Here is a 20,765-nt window from a genome sequence, read left to right as displayed (position 1 = left end):
GGTTGTTCAGGCCCGGCGGGCATTGCCGGGCCTGCTGCTGTGCCTGGTGAGCCCGCGTAACTCGGCTTGCACAGCCTCCCATTACCCCCGTTAGCTCTAATAGGTCTAACTGATAACGCGACCGAGATCAGCGGGACTGGCCCTGCTGTCGAACCGGGGCAGTGTGCTGAGGAGCGAGCGCCGATGGGCCGACCGCCGAGCGACTGAGCGGTGCTGCGGAAGGTCGAGCCGCCTGTGGTGTCGCGGTCCGTGCGGTCACGGTCGCGGACCAGCCTTGATGCGCGGCGATCATTCTGTGGGCTGTGGCATCGAGGGCCGCCCGGGGCACAGGCGTGCCGATCTGCTGAGCGACGCCCAGAAGCGTCACTGCGGCCGCCTGCTCGGCGCCCGTCACGTTCCTGTACGCCTCCGCCATGGCTGCCAGCTGACGATCGTGAACAGGGTAGAAGCGCATCCGCGCGTCCAAGCGGTCCGGACGGTGCTCGATGGAATCGGTGACCAGCCCACCCTGGATGCGGCGGATGGCGACCGGTGCCGCCACGGCCACCTGCCACCCCGTTGCGGGCAGTCGGTACAACGTGCTCGCGAGAGCTCCCGCTCCCTGGGCGTCAGCAAGGACGGCTTCAACGGGCCGGGCTTCACCAGGCTTGCCCCCCTCGGGACGCCATTGCGCCCCGTACAGCAACTGGCCAACGCGGATGACTGAGGTGTGAGCGATGACTGTGGCCGGGTGCGGGACGACCTGCGGAAGCCGTACCACCTCACCGCGGCGCACGATCTCGTAACTAGGCGGAGGAAGACTTGGATGTGCGCGCGGGTCGGCGACATCCACGATTCGATGCCAGGCGGCGGCAGCCTGCTGCCACGTTTGTGCCGCCTTCCTCAGGTCGCCTGCGGCCTCCCGCATCAGGCTTCTGGTGGCGGGCTCGCTGGTTTGGTGATCGGCGACGTGCAACAGCACGCGGCCCGCCAGAAGCCGGTTCATGGCCGTCCAGCGTGACAACTGCTGTAGATCTGAGCCGCTCAGTGTGTGATCAGTGCGCCCGTTCATGGTCTCGAAGGCCGCGCGGGACAGCCGCTCGCAGTCGTCTGCGAGGCGTGCGGTGATCAGATGCGTGGGATCAGCCGGCGTCGCCTGGACCGGTTCGACCGGCAGCACCAGCGGCAGCGCGGCGAGCGACATGTCGGCGGCCCAGGTGTCAGCGCGCCCCAGCACTGATGCCTGGTCGAGGAAGCGGCGTGCGTCTTCGTACCCCGCGAGGACTCCAGGGTCGTCGATGCCCAGCGACAACCGCAGCGTGATCCGACCGGCTTGCCAGGCCAGTTCCGCGGTGCGGTGGGCCATGTAGTCCAGCGCTGGCTGAGTGCTGAACGCGAGAGCGTAGGGGGTCAGCGGGGTCCTGTCCGGTCCGCGGTGGCTCTCGATGGTGTCGCGGATGGCGGCGAGCGTTCGTACGGCCGCGGTGATTCCGCCGCCAACTCTCAGGCCCTCCTGCTCGGGGGTGGGGAGAAGGCGCTGCGCCACCTGCAGCGCGCCTTGTGCCCGGCCAAGGTGGAAGAGCAGGTCCCCGGTCACCGGTGAGGGCGGTCCGCCTTCTCCTCCGGCCCCCAGGCCTCCTCGGAGTCGGCCGATGAGATCGTCAAGGTGCTCGGTAAGCGCTGCCCGCTGCGCAGGGGTGACCTCCACGGGAAGAGGCGTGTCAGCCGCCTGCCGCAGGTGGCTGCCGGCGGCGTCGAAGAGTTCTCCCAAAGTGACCATTACTGGCTCCGCACAATGGCGAGGGCGTCGGCGCCGGCGGCCGCATGGCGGGCAGCCTCCTCAAGTACCGTGCGGTCCTCGGCGCTTTGCTCGGTGCTGAGGCGTGTGAGTGCCTCGTGCACCCGGCGCAGGAGGGTCACCCAGGGCTCGAGTCCTGCCGGGCCGGCATCTGGTGTTGATACGCCGGTCGGCCGGCTGGACTCGGGCAACGGCAGCAGTGCCCGACCTGCGGCACAGGACTGCGCGGCAAAGAGTGCCTGCAGTTCGTCACTGCCGGGTTCCCAGGCAACGGCGTCGGCCACTTGGCCAGCTGCGTCAAAGGCATCCCAGGCCGCAGCGAGGACGTGCGCCGGGTCGGGCGAGAAGAGCGCGCTCGTGGTGTCGGACAACATGGGGTCCCCCTCATTCCTTGGTCTGTGCGGATCGTCCCACCGGACACGCCCCGTCATGGTCGGCCTGTGGACAGGGCCGTCTCTGTGGATAACCAGGCCAACGACCGTTGCCCCCGTTAGCCCCAATAGGTCTAATGCTGGGTCTGTCGTGGTCAGCGGGACTGGCCCTTGCGGTGTGCTGGGTCTGCTGGTTGAGGAGCGAGCGCTGTCGGGCGGGTGATCGAGTTGGACGTGGCTGAGTGAACCGACCGGTGCTTCATCCGCTCCGCCGCCTCGGCTTGCTGCTGGGCGGGGGTGAGTTGCTGACGCCGGTGGAGCTCAGCCCCGGTCTGCTCGGTCTGCTTGTGCAGGCGCTCTGCCCGGGCATGGGCGCGGGCGCTCTGCTCGCGGGCGTACAGCCGGTCTTCGCGAGCGGTATTGCGCGCCCGGTCTACCAACTCGGGCGCGGCGCCCTGGTCAGCGAGGCGCTGAGCTACGCGCTGCGCCCCTTCGGGAGGTTCCGCGTGTGCGAGACGACGGGCAGCCTCCTGTGCGCGGACCAGCTGGGCCTGCTGTTCCCTGATCTCCCAGTCCATGAGCAGCCGCAGCGGAACGGGCGAGTCGAGCTTCAGTGCTTCCGCTGCCGCAAGCGGCCGCGCAGGCGTGGCGGGAACGGGTTCTTCCGGGGTGCTCACCTGGGACTTCTTCCTGTTGTCGATATGACCATGGCCGTTATGCCGACCTGCTTGGCCCGGCCGCGGTGGAGGTCGGGACAACGGGAGCCGCGACCGTGGGGCGCGACACCACGGCGGCTGGCGTGGCCGTGCCGGGAACCGCTCGTCCGGCGAGGCCGGGCGGTAGCGTGACCGCAAGCCGACCGCCGTGGTGTTCGGCGAGCGTGGCGACGGTCCGCAGGGCGCTGACGTCGGCATCGGCGAAGCGGGGCGGCTGCCCCTTCTGGGCACGTTCGGCGTTCGCGGCCTCGGCCCGTTCGACCAGGGCCTGGGCGTTGCGGCCGACGTCGCCGTAGGGGCCGGCCGCCGTGCCGGGGCCCTCGGGCAGGTCTGTTCCGGGCAGCCGCTGCCAGGCCTGCCTGAATTCGAGCACCCTGGGGTGCTTGGAGGCGGTGGTCAGCTCCTGCCCCATGGGGGTCTCCCGCCACGCCTGGAATGCTTCAGCGACCTTCCGGGAGGCCTGCACGGCATCCTCACGCGTGCCGTAGGGGACCGGGGCGCCGGTCCGCATAGTGGTGCGCAGCTGCCGCACTTCGGCGGGGACGTTGTCACGGGCAGCGGTGTCCGGGGCCGGCCGGTCGGGGCGCGGGATGCCGGGGGTGCTGTAGGTGAGGGCGGCGTCGCTGAGCTTGAGGAGCGCCTCGCCGGTAGGCAGGTCGCCGCCGCGGCGCACCCTGCCGGCAGCTGCCTGCGCCCATTCAGCGATCTTCGAGGTGGTCCGGATGGACACCGTGCGCCAAAAGCCCTGCACGCGGACGTCGCTGCGCAGCTGTTCGAAGTACTCGCCCGCCCGCTCTCGGAGTACGTTCCACAGGTGGGTGGCGGCTCCCCGGACGGTCTGCAGCCGCTGCCACTCCGGGAGGTCCTGCAGCGCGGCGGCGTGGGCGTCCGCCTGCTGCAGGGCCGCGTTGACAGGCTCCGCGTCACGTCGGAGGGACGCGGGTGCGTCGCTGTTCGCCCGGGCGGGCGCCGCCTGCTGTTCGCCGTCCGCGCGGGGGACGGGCACGGCGCGCTGCCACTGCTCCTCGAGCTCGCGCAACGGCGCGTCGACGGCTTCGAGCAGATCCTCGACCGTGCCGTGCTCGGGCGGAACGATGTCGGCCCAGGCCTCCGCGACGGTGGAGGTGAAAGCGTGTTTGAGATCGACGGGGTCGTACGCGTCGGCTTCCGGCGTGGCCGTGCGGTTCTCGGCGGGCGTCTGGGTGGACGGCTGGTCGTCGGGTGCCGTCTTGAGCCGCCACTGCGGGGCGCCGTAGGCGTCGTAGAGGACGCCGTCCTCCTCCCGCCAGGCCCCGGTCGGCCTGTCGTTTCCGGTCCACAGCGGCAGATCCTGTTGATCCCGGGAGGGCGCCGCTGCGGCCCGGGCCAGCGCGCGGGCTGGCAGCGAGTCGCCCTGTGCTTCCGTCGGCGGTTCCAGCCGGGCGCCCGGCTGGTTCTCTTGCTGCGCCCGGGTCACGGCGGTCTCGGCGGCGGCCTGCAGACGCTCGCCGTCGGTGGCGGGATCGGCGGCCCTCTCCTCGCGCGGTGGCTCCGATGCCACGGCGGGCGCGGCGAGCTGCTGGGCTTCCTCTTCCGCACGCACCCTGGCCCGCTCGGCGCCCACCTCCTCGACGGTGGCCGCGATTTGCTGCTGCAGGTGTACGGACTCACTGGCCAGTCGGGCCAGCGGAAACGCCATGTGTTGCCGTTCGTCCGAGCCGGGGACAAGGCTGGCGCGCCAGGCATCTGCGGCCTGCTGGAGCGCCTCCAGCTGCTCGACGATCTGGAGCGCGCCGTTCGCGGTCCCGGCCGGGGACTCCGGGCGTTGCCAGGGTTGCAGAGCGTCGAACAGATCGCCTAGATGCTGGAGTTCGGGGAGCTGGCCGTAGGTGGACGGCCAGGCCCGGGCGGCGGCGTTCTGGACAATCTGTTGGGTGCCGTCGAGGAATCCGCCCAGCTCGGTGCGCAGTGCGTCGGAGCGGGAGACGGGGCCTTGGCGCTGGAAGGCGGCGGGCTCGTCCCCGTAGGGCTGGCCCATCGCGTACGACCACATCTGTGCGCCCTGGCGGGCGGCCTCTCGCGGGGTCGGAGCCAGCGGCGTGACGTCGCCCGGGACGCTCTCGTCGCCGGTGGCCAGGCGGGCGAACCAGCGGTTCGTGGCGGACCGGTGCAGGGTCGCGACCGGCACGCTGTCTCCCACGGGAGTGCCGTACCGGACCTCGCCAGAGTCGGGTTCTTGTCCAGCCAGGCCCGACAGGTGCAGGTGATAGCGCCGGTCCCAGTCCTGTACCTGGGCCGGCGTCTCGTAGCGGGCCGGGGCCGGTGGTGCCTCAGCCGGTTCGGTGGCAGGCGTAGCCATAGGGGGCTCCTCCGTTCGCTCTGGTGCAGCGGTTTGTGGCTGGGTGGTCGGCGCGTTCGGCTGAGGTGGGGCATCGTCCGCACTGGCCATGGGAATAGCGAGGTCCTCGGCGTTCCAGTCGGGCGGGGAGGGGTCCTCGATCAGTGGCGTCTCTTCGGCGCCCGTCGCGGCCGCCACCGACTCGAGGATCGTGCCGGGCTCGTCCGGGGGCTGAACGGTCGTCGTGGTGTCGGCCTCCGCAGCGGCCTCGGGGACGGCGACCGCGTCCTCTGACTCACCCTTCGGTGCTCGCTTGTCGCCAGCCGGGGCGGATGCCTCCGCCTCCACGATGCCCTCGCCCGGGGCGGCCTCGCCGCCCTCCTCGGACGGACCGTCCGGGGAGGCGTCCGCCGGCGTCCCGAGCAGGTCGAGCTGCTCGTCGGGCTCGCCGACCGTATCTGCCGTGGCTCCGACCGCTTCGGGCGCGGGCTTGGGCGTGAGGTCAGCGTCGGAGGCCCTGGCGGCTGGCACGGCGGATTCAGTCTGTTCCGGCCCGGACGGTACCGGGGCCGTCTCTGGCGCGGCCTCGGTGGTCTCTTCGGCGTCCTGTGGGTTCTCCGGGGCCGAGGTGTCCGTGGCTGGCTGTTCGGGGCCAGGCTGTTCCTGTTCGGCCGGTGGAGCGGGCTCCGTATCGTCGTCGCTCGGGTTGCTCGAAGCGGTGTCCGCCTCTGTGCCGAACAGGTCGAGCTGCTCGTCGGGCTCGCCGTCCGTATCTGCCGTGGCTCCAACTGGTTTGGGGCCGGTGGCCGAGTCGGATGGCTGCTGGTCTGGGGTGCCGTCCTGCTCATCGGCTGCAAGCGCCTCGGCCTCTTCACGCGGCGCTGATGCCTCCTCGGCGGGCGCGGCCGACGCCAGAGCGGCGAAAGCCGCGTTCGTGGCCTGTGACCGGGTGGCGAGGCCGTGGGCTGCCGCGTACAGGTCCTGGAGAGGGGCGAGGAGGTTCGCCTCTACGACAGGCTCCAGGGCCTGGCACCAGGCGGCCACCCCGTAGATCCGACGCAGGATCTCGTCCGGCCCTCCGGACACGGAATGCCGCAGTGCCGTCATGGCTCGCACGTAGGCGACGCGCAGTTCGGCGATGGGGTTGTCCGGGGTGCCGAATCCGTCAGGCCGTGCGTCGCTGTCCTGGTTGTTGTAGGCCACGACGGTGGGGTGCTGGCTCCACCGCTCGTAGGTGCTCTCCAGCCGCTCGACGTCCTGCGCCATGTCCGCCTCGTCGGCGAACGGATCGGCACGGAACAGCTGCGGCACCTCGTCCAGGTTCGGCGCCGCGACTGCCAGCTCCGGCAGCCGTGCGGGCCGTTCCGTGCGCTGGCGCTCCTCTCGGTCGACGTGCACCGTGACCGTGCGTCCGGCGGCCGCGAGGACCCGTACAGCGGTGTCGACGCGCTGCTTGCGGGTTGGTTCCTTCCAAGTGCGGGGCAGGTACCAGCCGCCGACCTTGCGGGACTCCTTGAAGCCGCCGCCGGTCCACATCGCCGCCCGGGCGGTGTCGTCCTCCGGCCGCACGCCGAAGACGAGGGTGTCGGAGCCGTTGTGAAGGATCCAGACCGGGTCACGGCCCTGGTCATCGAGCGGCGGCCGGTGGACGCCTGCGCCGTAGACCGCGGCATGGTGGTTGGCCATGCGCTTGGCGACGGTGGCGGCCTCCTCGGTGCCGCGGACCGTATCTCCCCGGACGTCGCCCTCGTACCGGTACTTGGTGTAGCTCCACTTCGCGGTGCCGACCTCTTCGCCCGGCTCGGTGTAGAGCCGGACGGTACGGCCCACTTCCGTGTAGTGGTAGCCCTCGGCGTTCGGGACGGGCTTGGCGTCCTCGGGGAGCCGGGTCTCCTCGGCCTCCGGCGCGGTGTCGGCGGCTGGGACTTTCGGCTCGGTGTCCGCTGCGGGCCTCGGCCCGTACCGGTCTCGGGACGCGGCGAGCTGTTCGTCGCTCGGCGGGGCCGTCTCGCGCAGGGCGGTGGCCAGAGCGTCCATCGCGTTGCGGATGGCCTGGTTGCGTTCGTCCCGGCGGAAGTGGATCTCCGCGTGCAGGCTCCCGTAGCGCCATTGGTCGTCGTACGGGGACCTGCTGGCGGTGTCGTGGGCAACGGCGGCGTCAATCCACGCGGGGAGCTCCTCCCACAGGATCGTGGTGGAGACGTCGCCCTGCTCGACGGTCAGGCCCTCGGCATTGGTCGACAGGCGGACGTCGCCGTCGCCGCGTACGGGGGGCGGCAGTTCGTCGCTGATGGAGGCGTAGAAGGCCGCCGTCGGGGCCTGCTGCTGGTCGGCGATCCACTCGCGTACGCGGTCGGTGGGTATGACGCCGGGCTCCGGGGAGGGCGGCTGCCCGTCGACCGCGACCGCGCTGACCAGTCCGCGCACCTGGTTGTCGTTGAGCACGGCGGTGATGGCCCACCCGGCGGACTGGTGGGTGCGTGCGGGCTGCGGGCCGATGTGGCCGACCACGGCCCGGTCCCCCAGCCCGTCGATCGGCTCTCGCAGCGGCGACGACTCTGGCGCCGGAGTTCTCGTGTCGGCCGTCCGGCTCACCGCGGCCGCCGGGGATGGCACCGCCGGAGTTGCGTCGTCCGCGGCACGTAGTTGCTCGATGACAGCGGCGGCGGCCTCGGTGTGCAGCTGCTCGCGGTTCTCGTACGCCTCGTCCCCGCCCCCGAAGTAGAGGCGGGCCCACTGCGGCCACCCGGCGGTGGGTCCGGTGAACCGGTCCATCATCCAGTCCTCGGCCCAGTCGGCGAAGACGATGCGGAAGTTGGCGTCGTCGTTGACCCGTGCGGCCTGCTCCAGCCGCTCGACTCCAGCGGCCCCGTCAACGAGCGTACGGAGACCTTCCTCCCACAGTTGCGGGTCGGTCAGGCTCCGGGGACCGGAGGCGGGCGCCTCCGGCTCGGGCGCCGGGGTCGGAGGTGCGAGAGCCGCATCGACCTCGGCGGCCGCGGCGGGCTCTACCTGTGTCGGGGCTTCGGTCACGGTCTGCTGCGCCGGGGCCGCGCCGGGCTCCGCAGTGACCGCCCGGGCCTGGCGCCAGACGGCTTCCGCAGCCTGTTTGTGCAGCTCGTCCCGCGCGGCGTACGCCTGGTCGTCGAGGTAGGCGTTCACCCACTGTGGCCGGTCCTCGGGCCGGTTCGCGTACTCCAGGACCCACTCCTGGGCCCAGTCGGCGAAGGCCCCCCGGAACCGTGCGCCCTCGTTGCCGTCGACCTGCGCCCATGCGGTCACGTCGCTGTCGGCGGCCCCTGCCTCGGTGATGGCGCGCAGCGCTTCGTCCCACCGGCGTGGGTCGGGGAGGTGGGACAGCGGCGGTTCTTCGGCGGGCGCGGGGGTGTCGACCCGGCGGGCAGCGCCCACGATCTGGCCTTCGCTGAAGACGACGGCGGTACCGCCCATCGTCCCGGCCATGACGGCGGCGTCATGCATCGCCATGTCCGCCTCGGTCATCTCAGTGCCGGCGGCGCCGGGCTCGAACTGCGGGCCAGCCGAGGCCTCGCGGCCGGAGTCGGCGGCACCGGCCGCGATGGCGGCCTCCAGGGCTGCCCGGCGCTCGCGCACAGCCTCCAGTTCGGCATGCTTGCCGAAGGGGCGGCCGATGTGGGACTGGGCGTCCTCCAGCTGCGCCTGCCACTTGGTGATCTGTCGGCGGAGCTCGTCGGGGGCGGTCATCGCTTCGTCGGCGGCCTCCCCCAGGGCCTTGGTGATGCGCCAGGTCTGGCCTTTGCCGAACCAGGACAGGTTCAGCCGGACGTCGACTTCGTGGTCACCGGCGACCAGGTGCGCATACGACTCATAGGCCACTCCGCCGAACTGCTGGCGGCGATGGAAGGTGAAGCCGACCTCGATGCCGCGCCAGGTGAAGCCGTCGGACAGGTCGAGCCGGGGCTTGGCGCCCTGCGCTGCCTGAGCGAGTGCGGCGGGGACGTCGTCGGCGTCGACCAGGCGCCCATCCGCGGTGCGCCACATGTCGTCGGCGGCTCCGGCCACGGCATCGGCCATGGCTTGTATGGGGGCAAGTGAGCGCTCTGCTTGGCTGATCTGATCGGCGAGGACTTCGACCTTCCGCCGCATGCGGCTCTGGGCCTGGCGGTGGCCGTCGGCAGCGTTGAGGAGCACCTGGAGCTCGCCGTTGACGTCGGCCAGCTCCAGCAGCAGCGGGTTGCCCGCGACGATGGCCTTGGCCTGACCGAAGCCCGCGCCGACGGGGTCGATCTCCTGGATGACGCGGCCGACCTTGCGGCCGGACATGATCTGCACGATGGGCCGTTGCTTGCGCTCCAGCTGCTGGAACATGAAGCTGTCGAAACTGTTCTTGGCGAGGTAGCGGTAGAACTCGACTTCCATGCCGAGGTCGATGAGCCCGTTGCCGGGTCGGTCGAGGCGGCCCTCGCGCTGCTCCCACTCGGCGGGCTTGTGCGGCGGGTCGGCGTGGTGGAGCGCGACGCCGCGGGTCTGGACGTTGGTGCCGACGCCCGCCTTCTCGGTGGATGCGAACAGGACGCTGACCTTGCCCGCGCGGCAGTCGGTGAACAGTTGCTCCTTGGCGAGGTCGCTGTTGTAGTCGTGGATGAAGCGGATGCGCTCGCGGGGGATGCCGCCGTCGATCAGTTGGCGGCGGATCTTGCCGTAGACCTGGCTGCCCTTCTCCTTGCTCGGGGTTCCGAGGTCGCAGAAGACAATCTGGAAACCGCCGGCGACGTCTTCGGGGTCGTCGGGCAGCTTGAGGTCTTTGGTGCGGTGGTAGACGTTCAGGACGTTCTCGGCGATGGCCCCGGCCTTGCCCGGGCCGTCAGGTTCTAGGCCGACCAGCTCCAGGTCCAGGGCGGCTTTGCGACCGTCCGTGATGACGTTGAGCATGTTGTCTTCCCAGGGCTTGACCTTGCCGCCCTGGATCCGGTCGATGCGGTCGGAGATCGTGCCGACGTAGTTGACCAGTTGCGGGGTGGCTTCGATCTCCACGAAGCGGTCGACCCGCTGCGGGCGCTTGATCTTGAAGTCCTCGCGGGGCCGCAGTTCGGCGACTTCCTGGAACATGGCCAGGGCCTCGTCGGCGTTGGTGTACTCCACCGGGCGGCGCTTGAGCCGGAAGGACACTCCGTCGACCCCGACTTCGGGGCGGGACTCGAAGTGGATGAAGTTGGCGGCCCAGGCGTCCGGGCTGCCCAGCCCGAGCTTCTCCAGGCGCTTGGGCATCGTGTAGTGCTTGAAGACGAACATCTCGCGCACGGAGTTAGAGATGAACGTGCCGCTGTAGAGGGCGACGACGTTGTCGCGGCCGGTGCGCTCGCGGGTGATCAGGATCTTCAGGTCCAGGTCGGTGGCCCGCTTGGACGGCTTGCCGAGCGCCATGCCCTCCGTCGTGGCCGGCAGGGCGAGGTTCTTGAAGAGGTGGGCTTCGTCGATCTGAAGGAAGTCGATGCCGAGGTTCTCGTAGGTGACACCGGCGTCGGTGGCCTTGGAGCGCAGGTCGGTGGCGCGGGCGTCGAACCGGTCGACCATTTTGGCGATCTCTTTGATCCGCCGCTGGTTCGCGTCGTCGCCGTCGACCGCGCTGAGCGCTTCGCGGTAGGCGTTGGCCAGTTCCTCGAGGTAGGTGGCTTCGGTGACGGGGTGGACCCCGAGGCGCCCGAAGGAATTGTGCGTCATGACGATCGCGTCCCAGTCGCCGGTGGCGCACCGGGCCGCGAACAGCATGCGTGAGCGGGCGTCGGCGAGGTCCTTCTTGCCCGCCATGAGGATCCTGGCGTTCTGGAACAGCTTCTTGCCGTCGCGGGAAATCTGCTCCAGCAGGTGGTTGGGGACGACGATCATCGGCTTGTTGACCAAGCCGAGCTGTTTCAGCTTGAGCGCCGTCATGAACATCGTCGCCGTCTTGCCAGCGCCGACCGGGTACGGGCACAGCGAGCCCTCTTCCGCGGTCAGGACGCGCTGGACGAAGTCCCACTGGTGCTCGTACGGCGTGAACTCCGGGTCGAGACCGTCGACAGTCAGGTGGGAGCCGTCGTTGCGGCGTAGGACGGTGGAGTTGAAGGTGCGGTTGTAGTCCGCGGCCAGGCGCTCGGCGCGGTCGGCGTCCTCCCATACCCAGCTCGCGAAGCGGCGGGCCAGATCAGCCTGCTTGGTCTCCGCGAGCAGCGTCTCCTTGTCGTTGCGGACGCGCTTCGATCCGCCGTCCGGGGTGCGGAAGGTGTCGTAGACCTTCGGGGCCTGCCCGTTGAGCGCGAGGTCCAGCAGCTCGAAGGCGTTGACGCGGCTGGTGCCCCACTCGCTGGTGGCGGCCTCCGGGACCGTCATCGGCTGGTCGACGTTCCACGTCGCCGTCTTGGCGACGTGGACGATGTCGACCTGCGTACCGAGGAGCTCCTCGGCGAAGGCGGCGACGTCCTCCACGGGGATCCACGGGGCGCCGAGCTTGGCCTTGATGTCCTCCGGCGGCAGCGGCTCGGGCTGCACCTCCCGCAGGGCATCGACGTGCCGCTGGAGCTCTTCGCGTCCCTGGGACAGCAGGAACTCCGCCCGCTCCAGCTTGTCCACGACCGGCCCGGACAGGTACTCGCCGGAGGTCAGGAGCTCCCCGGTGTCCGGGTCGGGGAAGACCAGTTCCCCGAGCGCGGCGGCGACCTGGTCCTCGTCGATGCTGAGCAGCTGCGCGATGACGGGGACGTCGACCTTGTTCTTGAAGTTCAGGCACAGCGAGAGCGCTTCCTCGGGCGAGGCTGCCGAGGTGGGCCGCTCGATGCGCTTGTTGACCCGGCGGGTCAGCAGCGGGGCCTTGGCCGCCGTCTGCGTCTCGTCGTCGAAGTCCTCGAGGGCGAGGACCGCGACGAAGTCCGGGTCGCGGCGGAACCCGCCCAATCGCGGGTACCGGCGGGAGACGGCCCGCTCGCCGGTCTCCTCGTCGACCTCACCCTGAGCCAGGGTGTAGCGGTTGATCGGGCCGTGGACGCGGGCGTAGGCGTCGTAGAGCCGGTTCACCTCGGCGCGCAGCGGGTTCAGCTGCTCGTCGGGGGTGTCGTGGTTGGTCTCCGCCTCGATCAGTTTGAGGGTGGCGTCGCGCAGTCGGATGAGCTTGGGCAGTTCCTTGCCCGCGCGCTCCACACGGACGAGCTCGCCGTCGATGACCTCGTGCGGCTTGCCGTCGACGAGGTGGAAGGAGCCTTCCTTGCGTCCGTCCTCCCGGACGGGGAAGGGCAGGTTGTCCACCGTCCACTGCTGGGCCGCGGCGGCGACCTTCCATTCGCGGCCCGCGGCCCGGGCCGCCGTGGTGATGCTGTCGAAGGCCTCGCCGAGCGCGGACGTGAGGTCCTGGTCCTCGGGTGCCTTCACCGCCAGGGTGTGCCCGTAGCGGGGCGCCCGGCCCTCGGCCCACTCGCCGAGCACGTGCTCGGGGTGGTTGATGAAGTAGTCGTTGCACTCCTGGCTGGGCACGCCGGGGACGCCGCTGGTGCCCATCCAGCTCTCGTCGATCGGCCCTTCGCCGTCGCGTCGGCGGACGATGAGGATGTCGGCGAGCACGCCGGTGCCGCCCTCGGCGAGGGCACCGTTGGGCAGCCGGATCGCGCCCAGCAGGTCGGCGTGCTTGGCGATGGCCCGGCGGGCGTCTTCGTCCTGGCTGTCCATCGTGTAGCGGGAGGTCAGCAGGATCGCGACGCCGCCCGGCCGCAGAGCCTGCACCGAGCGCCAGATGAAGTAGTTGTGGATCGAGTCCGTGACCGCCTTCGGTGCGGTCTTGTCGTGCACGGCGAAGTTGCCGTACGGGACGTTGCCCAGCACCGCGTCCACAGAGTTGGACTGGAGGGCCGCGTCCTGGAGCCGTGCGTTGATGATCTCGGCGTCCGGGTGCAGCAGTGCGGCGATCCCCGCGGTGGTCGGGTCTCGCTCGACGCCGTACCAGTCGACATCGAGCCCGGCCGGGGTGTGGTTGATGAAGGTGCCCGCGCCGCAGCCGGGTTCGAGGACGCGGCCGCCGTTGAAGCCCAGGCCCTGGAGAGCCGACCAGCAGGCGTCCGCGATCCGGTCGGGGGTGTAGTAGGCGGTCGATGTGCCCTGTTCGGCCTGCCGGTACTCCCGCGGGGACAGCAGTCGTTGTAGCTGCTCGCCGAGCTCCGCCCAGGTCCCCTCGCGGTCTGGCGCCAGCGCCGGGGCGAGGGGGCCCCAGCCGGGCCAGCGTCGCAGTACGGCAAGGTCTTCCTTGGTCGGCGCAGCCTGGTCTTCGCGCAGCCGGAGCAGGACCTCGATTGCCGCCAAGCTCGCACGGGCGCGGCCGATCGGCCCGAGGCGGCTTTCCGGCTCGGGATCGGGGGCTGCGGCGACACGGATTTCGACAGGGCTGGACACGTCGTTCTCCAAGCGGCGGGGGCCCGGCGCAGCCTCAGCGCCGACGACCCGGCGAGCGGTCCGGAAGGGCAGGTAGCGTCAGGCCGACGCGGCGTAGGCCGACAGGCGCGCCTCGAAGGCCTCGTCGTCGCTCTCGGGCAGGCGCTGCGGCCCGTCCTCCCGACTCGGCGTCAGACCCGGGTTCGACAGCACCATGTCGACCCAGCGCGCTACCCGGCCGGGCGCGGGCACCAGGTCCTCACCCATGAACCAGTCGCTCGTACCGGCGTCGGCGGGCAGGCGGAGCATCCAGCCGAAGGCTTCGTCCCAGACGAGTTCGAGTTCTTCTTCCTCGTCGGCGTACGGGCCGCTGTCCGGCGGCTCCAGCGTGACCACAGCGGTGCGCACCGCCGGCGGGCGGCCGGTCACGGCGTGTCCCAGCACGGTCAGGCCGGTGTCCTCGATCTCCGCGACCGCGGCTTGAACGTAGGGCTGGTGATCGGCGCGGATCGTCATGCGCGCTGCTCCCCTTCCTGAGTCAGCTTCCCGTTCCTGATGAGCTGCGTCACCGCGGCCTTCCTCTCTGGACGACATGCGGTCCTGGTCTCTCCCAATGCTCAACGTGTTCGCCCCGTGTTCTCCAAGGTCTCGTCAAGCGGCAGGCGTGCACTCCTACAGCGGCGGGTCCAGCTCGGCGGCCATCCGCCGAACTTCGGCCTCGGCAGGATGCTTCGCTGGTGCGGTGGTTTCGGCGGAGGTGGCCAGGTAGAGCTCCCACTCCTGGTCAGCCTCCTCCTTCGGCGGGGGAGGCGGGGGCGGTTCCTGGTGGCCGCTGACGCAGGCGGGGAGCTTCATATACGGCTTGAACGCGTGCAGGGTGTTGATCCACTCGGCTTCGGCGAGCTCGCGGCCCGGAGTCTTGTCGCCCTCGTAGGTGCGCAGCCAGCCCAGGTACAGGGCGGTGAGCATTTCCCGCACCCATCGGTGCCGGTACCAGCACGGCGGGATGTCGTTGTGGAGCTCGGCGGTGTGGCGCAGCCATTCCACCCAGGTGCGCAGCTCGCGCAGGCGGGCGCGGCGTTCGGGCGGGGACATCGCCGACCACACCCAGCGGCGCGGCGGTGGCTTCTGTGCGGGCGGGGCGGCGGGCCAAAGGGCGGCGGGGTTGTCGAGGGAGTCAGCCACGGCCCGCCCTCTCGACCGCGATTCCCGCGGCCTTGTCCAGGCTTACCGCCCTGTCTCCGGCGGTCGGCTCAGGGGCCGCCAGCAACTTCTTGAGGTCGCGGTCGCGGAAGGTCAGCCGCATCTTGACCTTGATCGGTGCCTGGTTGGAGTACTGGGCGATCGCGGTGAACTCCTTGAGTTGCTGCAGCGAGTGGACGGGGGCGAGGTCGGTATCGGTGGGGGAGGTGTTGGAGGAGAACTCGCCGCGGGAGCGGCCGTGCGAGGTGCGCATGATCTCCGTGCGGCCGTACAGGCCGGAGAAGTAGCGCAGCGTCTCCAGGTCGCCGCAGCCCGGTAGCAGCATGCGCAGTCCGCTCGCGGACAGCACCGTGTTGGCCTTCTGTACGCCGAGCCGGTCGCGCAGCTGGGAGAGGTCGTGCCACACGGTCAGCACGATGATGCCCATGCCGCGGCCGGTGGTGAGGATGTTGGGCAGGCGGGGGTAGCGGAGCATGTTGCCCGCCTCGTCGACCAGCACCCCGAGCCCTGGGTCGAGGGGCTTGCCGGTGGCGTTGTAGGCGACCTCGGCGCCGTGGATGATCGAGGCGATGATCGACGTGAGCAGCGGCGCGAACCGTTCTGCATCTGCCTCGGAGGCGATCAGGCACACGGTGCCGTTCTTGGTCAGCAGGTCCTCGACGGTGAAGTCGGTGCCGGCGCAGGTCTCGCGGACTTCCTCGTCGGCGTAGACGCGGGCGAGGACGTTCAGGCTGAACTGGATCGATCCGATGCCGTCCTCGTGGAGCCGCAGCCAGGGTGAGGCGTAGTCGTCGGCGACCTCGGTGTAGCCATGCTGCTGCAGTACGGAGCGGACGTGGTCGACGGCGTCCTTGCCGAGGGAGAGCCAGCGGCGCATGGCGTTGATGCCGCCGCCGGAGAGGTTCGCTGCCAGCAGCACGCCCTTCAGCACGCTCTTGGCCTGGTCGATCCAGGGGGCGGCGCGCTTGTCGTCGCTGGAGGCGGAGGCCTCGGCCATCCACGCGGCCATCCGGTCGGCGGCCTTGGCGTCGGTGCAGTACTCCACCGGGGACCACTTGTTCGTCTCCCGGCCGGGGATTCCGGCCGGGGCGATCACCCAGACCGGGCCGAGGACGCGGCGGCGTGCGTAGATGACGTCGAGGTCAGCGGCTTTGGTGGTGGTGACGACGAGCGGGCCCTGCCATTCGGCGGCGTTCGGCAGCACCAGTCCCGTGGTTTTCGACGAGCCGGGCACTCCGAAGACGGTGGCGGAGATGTTGGGCTGTGCGGCCACGATCTTCTTGGTGTGCATCCCGCGTCCGGCGGTGATGCGGTTGGCTCGCCTGCTGGCGTCCTGCGGTGCGGCGAGTTTGCGCTCCACCTTCGCTCCGCCCCACTGGGCGCCGCCGGTGCGCGTGCCGAAGTTGAGGGCGGCGATGGCCTTGAGCACCAGCAGCAGGAAAGTGAGCACCAGAGCCACTGTGAGTAGGTAGAACAGCCAGCCGGGTGGGGCAGGGTGGAAGGCGCTCTCGGGACCGTGGACCAGGGCGCCGAGGACGGTTTCGGGGACGCTGGCACTGCGCTGCGCCCACCCGTGGCCGGAGAGCAGGGCGGCGAGCGGGCCGGCGAGCAGAACCGCCGATCCGATGGCCAGGGCGAGTGCCGCCGCGTACGCGGCGAGCAGTGTGTTGTCGTCCAGTCCTCCGGCGGGCCCGTGCCCGGGCTTCCCGGCCATCAGATCACCATCCGCTCGTCGGTCTCGAAGAGCTTCTCCTCGGTGTGGGACAGGACGAGCTGGACGGCGTGGCTGCCACCGCCGCGGCCTACCTTCCACAGCGCGCGGCCGCGCTGGCCGGCGCCCCAGGAGCCGATCAGGTCGCATTCAGCGTCGGTGAGGCCGATGACCTCGCGGGTCAGGCGCAGCGGGCGGGTGTCCTGGGCGAGCTGGATGCGGGTTTCGCAGGAGGAGATGAGGTCTTTGGCGATGTTGACCGCCTCGGACCCGGCCGCGCCGACGCTCTCGAAGTCCGACAGCCGGTGGGTGGCCAGGACCTGGATGGTGCCGGTGGCCCGGGACAGGCGCAGGTCGGCGTCGATCTTCTTCACCATGGCTGCTCCGCCGGAGCGCATCTGGCGCCACAGCTCGTCGCGGACGACGATCCAGGGGCGGTTGCCGGGCCGGTCGATCGCGGACTGGGCCCAGGAGGATACGCAGCTGAGCACCATGGCGACGGTCTCGTCGCCGTACTGCTGCAGGGCGCTGATGTCGACCGACTGGATGGGTGCGTCCCAGTCCAGGCCGATGGAGGTCTCCTCGTCGAACAGGCCGCCGAGATGGCCGGTGACCATGGCGCCGAGGGCGGAGCGGATGGAGGCCATCTGCTCGCGGGCGCGCTGGACTTCGCCGTCGCGCACACGCAGTTCGCGGGCCATCTCGTCGGTGGGGTCTCGGAGCTTGTCGTAGACGAGCGGCAGGGTGGGCACGGCCAGTCGGCTCTGCCCGTACAGCTCGCCGGTGACTTCGCGGACCGCGACGTCGAGAGCTTCTTCCTCCTGGGGCTGCAGGGTCCGCTTGAGCTGCAGCTCAAGCAGCGCCTTGAGCAGGGTCAGCCGTCGGCGGTGGATCTCCTGCAGGCGGGACCTGAGTTCGACGGGGTCTGTGACCTGATCGAGGCCAGATCCGAGGGGCCCGGCATCCAGTGGGTTGAGGCGGCCGGGCAGGCCGGGGCCGAGGCGGACCGGGTCGACGCCGAGGTGGCGGCAGAGCGCGGCGTACTCGCCCTTGACGTCACCGGCCACCAGGGTGCGGTGGCCGAAAGCCATAAGACGGAAGCACAGGGCCTTGACGTGCGCACTCTTCCCAGACCCGGGGATCCCGGTGATCATCACGTTGGGGTTGGTGGCGAGGCCTTCCTTGACCCAGACCGACGGGTGCGCCGAGAAGGCCTCCGTGGTCAGCGTGTTCTGCCCGATGTACGCGCCGATCGGGGGCAGCGATGCGCCGTGCAGGAATGGGTAGGCGCCGGCGGCGTTGGAGGTGTCGGCGCGCACGACCTCGACCCGGGGCAGTGATGCGGCCCGGCCGCCGTAGGGCTGCAGCCAGCCCTTCTTCGGGGCTACCCGCATCACCGTCTCGGGGTCCTCCAGCAGCCGGGCTCGACGGAGCTCTCGGGCGCTGGGGGCAGCTTTGGCGGGGGTGGTTTTGGTGCGAAGTCCGGTGGCCTCGGCGAGGCCTGCTGCTTCGAGCAGGTTGTCGCCGTCGATGCGGCGTCGGGTGCGCAGGCGCATCAGAATCCCATCCTCCGCTCCGGCAGGCCCTGGCCGAGCGGCAGGGCGGCGGTGGCGAAGCCGACGTCCTGGGTGCCCCACATGCGGCGAAGTTCCAGTCCGGCGGCCGAGGCGTCGGCAGTGACCTCGGCGCAGGCGGTCTCCAGCTCGGCACGATCGGTAACGGTGACCGCGAGGACCGCGGTCATCCGCAGCACTCCCTGCCCAGCGGCTCGGGCCGCGTCCTGCCGGCGGGCGACCTCCGCCTCGCGTCGCTCGTCCTCGCTCTCGTCCCGGCCGGTCTTGGTCCGGAAGTAGCGGGCGCTGCTGCGCTTGGCCTTCTCCTTGGACAGCTCCTGGCGGGCCCGGCGGGGGCCCATCGGCTCGTAGATAAGGCTCATGGAACGGCGGGCGTTCTGGCGTGGCCGAAGGACCGGCTGCAGGAAGGTGGCGTACACCGTGGACTGGGGCCAGTTGCGCACCTGGTAGGAGACGGTCCAGGCGCCGTCATGCTCGTAGGTGCCCATGTTGGTCACGGCGTACGCGGGCCCGGCCAGTTCGGGTGTGACGCCTGCGGGGGTGCCGGTCCAGTCGGGGTTCTGGGCGGCGGCGTTGCGGGTGGCGAGCTCCAGTTGTGCGGTGGGTTCATACGCCGTGCGCACGGCTTGGGCGACGCCGCGCGGGGTGAGCCATTCGACGACCTGGAGGCTCGCGGTGCTCAGTGCGGCGTGCATGGTGCCGACTTCGCGGACGAGGACGGCTGCGGCTCCGACCTGTCCGCCGCCTGCGCCCTTGATGGCCAGGCGGGCGCGGCTGGAGGAGAGGGTGACCGAGAGGTAGGTCTCGCGGGTGGTGGCCGCCGGCCCGGCGCCCTCCATCAGCTCGGACAGTGCGGTGACTGCTGCGGCGGGTGCCTCGGGAGCGAGGTGGCGGGTTGTCCAGGAGCGCAGAGCGGCGCCGTCGTCGGGCAGGCAGCGCTGGTGCACCGCGATGCGCACGATCGGCGAGTCCTCGGTGCAGTAGGAGCGCAGGAACTGGGCCCAGGCGGCGACGCGGGAGGCCTGCTTGTCGGTGTCGACCAGGGCCAGGCCGGGGAAGGTGATGCGGGCGATGGCGGTGTAGGTGCCGGCCACGGGGTCGTGGGCGACGCCGAGGCGGCCGCCGAGGCCGTCCGGGGCCTCGAGGATCCGCTGTCGGGCAAGGACGCCGGGCAGGTCCATGGGTTGTTCTCCGGTCTTTGCGGAGCGCGGGGCGAAGGCGCCGCTGAGGAAGATGTTGTGTTTGCGGGCCACGGCGATCTGATGCCTCACTGCCAGGAGGATCCATTCGTCGGCGCTCAGTCCCATCACTCGTCCGAAGGCGAGGAGCAGCAGGAGCAGGGAGATCGGTACGCAGACGAGTGCGGCTCGCCAACTGCCCAGGTTGAACGGGATGAGCGCGGCCACGGACGCGACGGCGACCATGGCGAAGCCCGGGCCGGAGAGTCGGCCGATGAAGCCCGACTTCTCGCTCTGCCAGCCGCCGTATGTGGCGGGTTGCGACATCGGTTACGCCTCCTTCGAGGGTTCGGCCGGCTGGGAGGGGGCAACCGGGCGGGGCGGGATCTCGGCCGGAGCCCCGGACTGCGGTGGGGGTGCCTCGTCTGTGGGGCTGCCGCCGGTGGCGGGTGCCGAGCGGGGCGGGATGACGACGTGGCGGCCGCCGGGGCTGCCGTGGTCCAGGCCGGCGTGTGCCGCGGTGTTGGCCATGCCTGATTCCAGAGCGTCCTTGCCTGCGGCCAGCACCTGCAGGGGAAGGCCGATCGAGCCGGCCACCTTGGAGCTGAACGGGCCGCTACCGCCCTTCATGCGGGCCTTGAGGGACTCGTCGCTCCAGAAGCCGCCGCCCGTGCTGGCCTTCGCGACCTGGGCGTTGTCCTGTTCCAGGGCGCGGGTGTAGCCGCTGCCGCCGCCGACCGCGCCCGCGCCGCCCATCTCGGGGCGGTAGCCGCCCTGCATCGAGCCGGCCGAGGAGCCGATGGAGCTGAGCAGCCCGGAGGCGATGGAGCTGCCGCCGCCGGCCGTGGAGAAGGTCATGAACTTGGCGAGGACAGGCCAGGCGAAGCACGCGAGTACAAAGATGACCAGGCCCACGAACATGTTCTGGGCGCCCTGGCCTTCCGCCATCGCGAAGAACCCGATGCTGAAACAGGTCACGATGGCCGGCTTCATCAGGATCAGGGCAATCAGCGCGTTGCGGGCCTTGGGCCACCATTCGCTGGTGGCGTCCGACATCTGCCCGGCCAGGGTGATGGGCATGGTGGCCACCAGGATCATGATTCCGGCCTGGCGGAGCAGAACCTCCAGCCACAGGGCGGCGATGGCCAGGATGCACACGATGCCGACGACGATGATGACGCCGACCCGCGGCGGCTGCCACACCCTCGCCGGTGATCAGCGCGCCGCCGACGGTGGCGGCGCCTCCGCCGCCGGTGATCAGGCCGCCGAACAGCTTGCCGAGCTGCTGCTGCATGGCCTTGGTAGCGTCGGTCTCGCCGGAGCCTCCGCCTTCGAAGCTGTAGTTGATGATCCAGGTGCTGACGGCGTCCGACCAGCCGAGGGCGGCCTGGGTGGCCGTGAAGTACACGGAGGTGATCACCGCCCACTTGACCAGGCCGATGATGGCTGTGGCGGCCGGTTCCCCTTGGTGACTGAGGCTGACCTTGCCGAACTGCAGCAGCGTCAGAACGTCGCGATCACGATCGACAGGGCGGTCATGATGCTGGT

The 20,765-nt window shown here is 70.6% G+C and carries 11 protein-coding genes; 1 reads left to right on the top strand and 10 read right to left on the bottom strand.

Translation table 11 applies throughout. The features are described from left to right. Positions 1 to 127: 127 nt before the first annotated feature. The 10 genes from FEF34_RS39655 to FEF34_RS39610 all read right to left on the bottom strand — a co-directional run bounded on the left by FEF34_RS39655 (position 128) and on the right by FEF34_RS39610 (position 20,375). Positions 128 to 1,576, bottom strand: coding sequence for a hypothetical protein (locus FEF34_RS39655; protein WP_138058311.1), 1,449 nt, complete (start codon positions 1,574 to 1,576; stop codon positions 128 to 130). 182 nt (positions 1,577 to 1,758) lie between these two features. Then, positions 1,759 to 2,151, bottom strand: a complete 393-nt coding sequence (locus tag FEF34_RS39650) for a hypothetical protein (RefSeq protein ID WP_138058310.1) — start codon at positions 2,149 to 2,151, stop codon at positions 1,759 to 1,761. Between the two features lie 152 nt (positions 2,152 to 2,303). Beyond that, positions 2,304 to 2,825 carry a hypothetical protein gene (locus FEF34_RS39645; protein ID WP_138058309.1) on the bottom strand — a complete coding sequence of 174 codons (522 nt, stop codon included), beginning with the start codon at positions 2,823 to 2,825 and terminating at the stop codon, positions 2,304 to 2,306. A gap of 37 nt (positions 2,826 to 2,862) precedes the next feature. Further along, positions 2,863 to 13,572, bottom strand: a complete 10,710-nt coding sequence (locus tag FEF34_RS39640; RefSeq protein ID WP_138058308.1) for a hypothetical protein — start codon at positions 13,570 to 13,572, stop codon at positions 2,863 to 2,865. A gap of 78 nt (positions 13,573 to 13,650) precedes the next feature. Continuing rightward, a complete protein-coding gene (locus FEF34_RS39635; RefSeq protein WP_138058307.1) occupies positions 13,651 to 14,067 on the bottom strand; it encodes a DUF6292 family protein in 417 nt (138 codons plus the stop codon). A 156-nt stretch (positions 14,068 to 14,223) separates the two neighbouring features. After that, positions 14,224 to 14,736 carry a hypothetical protein gene (locus FEF34_RS39630; RefSeq protein WP_171053397.1) on the bottom strand — a complete coding sequence of 171 codons (513 nt, stop codon included), beginning with the start codon at positions 14,734 to 14,736 and terminating at the stop codon, positions 14,224 to 14,226. Next, on the bottom strand, positions 14,729 to 16,468 hold the full coding sequence (locus FEF34_RS39625) for a type IV secretory system conjugative DNA transfer family protein (protein ID WP_138058306.1): 1,740 nt from the start codon (positions 16,466 to 16,468) through the stop codon (positions 14,729 to 14,731). The genes FEF34_RS39630 and FEF34_RS39625 overlap by 8 nt, the downstream gene beginning before the upstream one ends. Continuing rightward, entirely contained in the window at positions 16,468 to 18,021 is a 1,554-nt protein-coding gene (locus tag FEF34_RS39620; RefSeq protein ID WP_138058305.1) for a type VI secretion protein, read from the bottom strand. Before FEF34_RS39620 ends, FEF34_RS39625 begins: the two co-directional genes overlap by 1 nt. After that, positions 18,021 to 19,544: an SCO6880 family protein gene (locus FEF34_RS39615; RefSeq protein ID WP_138058304.1), complete on the bottom strand. Its 1,524-nt coding sequence runs from the start codon at positions 19,542 to 19,544 to the stop codon at positions 18,021 to 18,023. Before FEF34_RS39615 ends, FEF34_RS39620 begins: the two co-directional genes overlap by 1 nt. A 3-nt stretch (positions 19,545 to 19,547) precedes the next feature. Then, entirely contained in the window at positions 19,548 to 20,375 is an 828-nt protein-coding gene (locus FEF34_RS39610) for a hypothetical protein (protein ID WP_234043351.1), read from the bottom strand. Between the two features lies 1 nt (position 20,376). Here FEF34_RS39610 and FEF34_RS43535 point away from each other — a divergent pair. Then, positions 20,377 to 20,765, top strand: a 389-nt coding sequence (locus FEF34_RS43535; RefSeq protein ID WP_234043350.1) for a hypothetical protein, incomplete at its 3' end; no start/stop codon positions are given.

Origin of the sequence: Streptomyces marianii, from assembly GCF_005795905.1 — a bacterium.
In the GTDB taxonomy this organism is placed as follows: Bacteria; Actinomycetota; Actinomycetes; order Streptomycetales; family Streptomycetaceae; genus Streptomyces; species Streptomyces marianii.
Note: the sequence above shows the minus strand (reverse complement) of the source record. Positions and strands in the feature narration are given on the sequence as shown.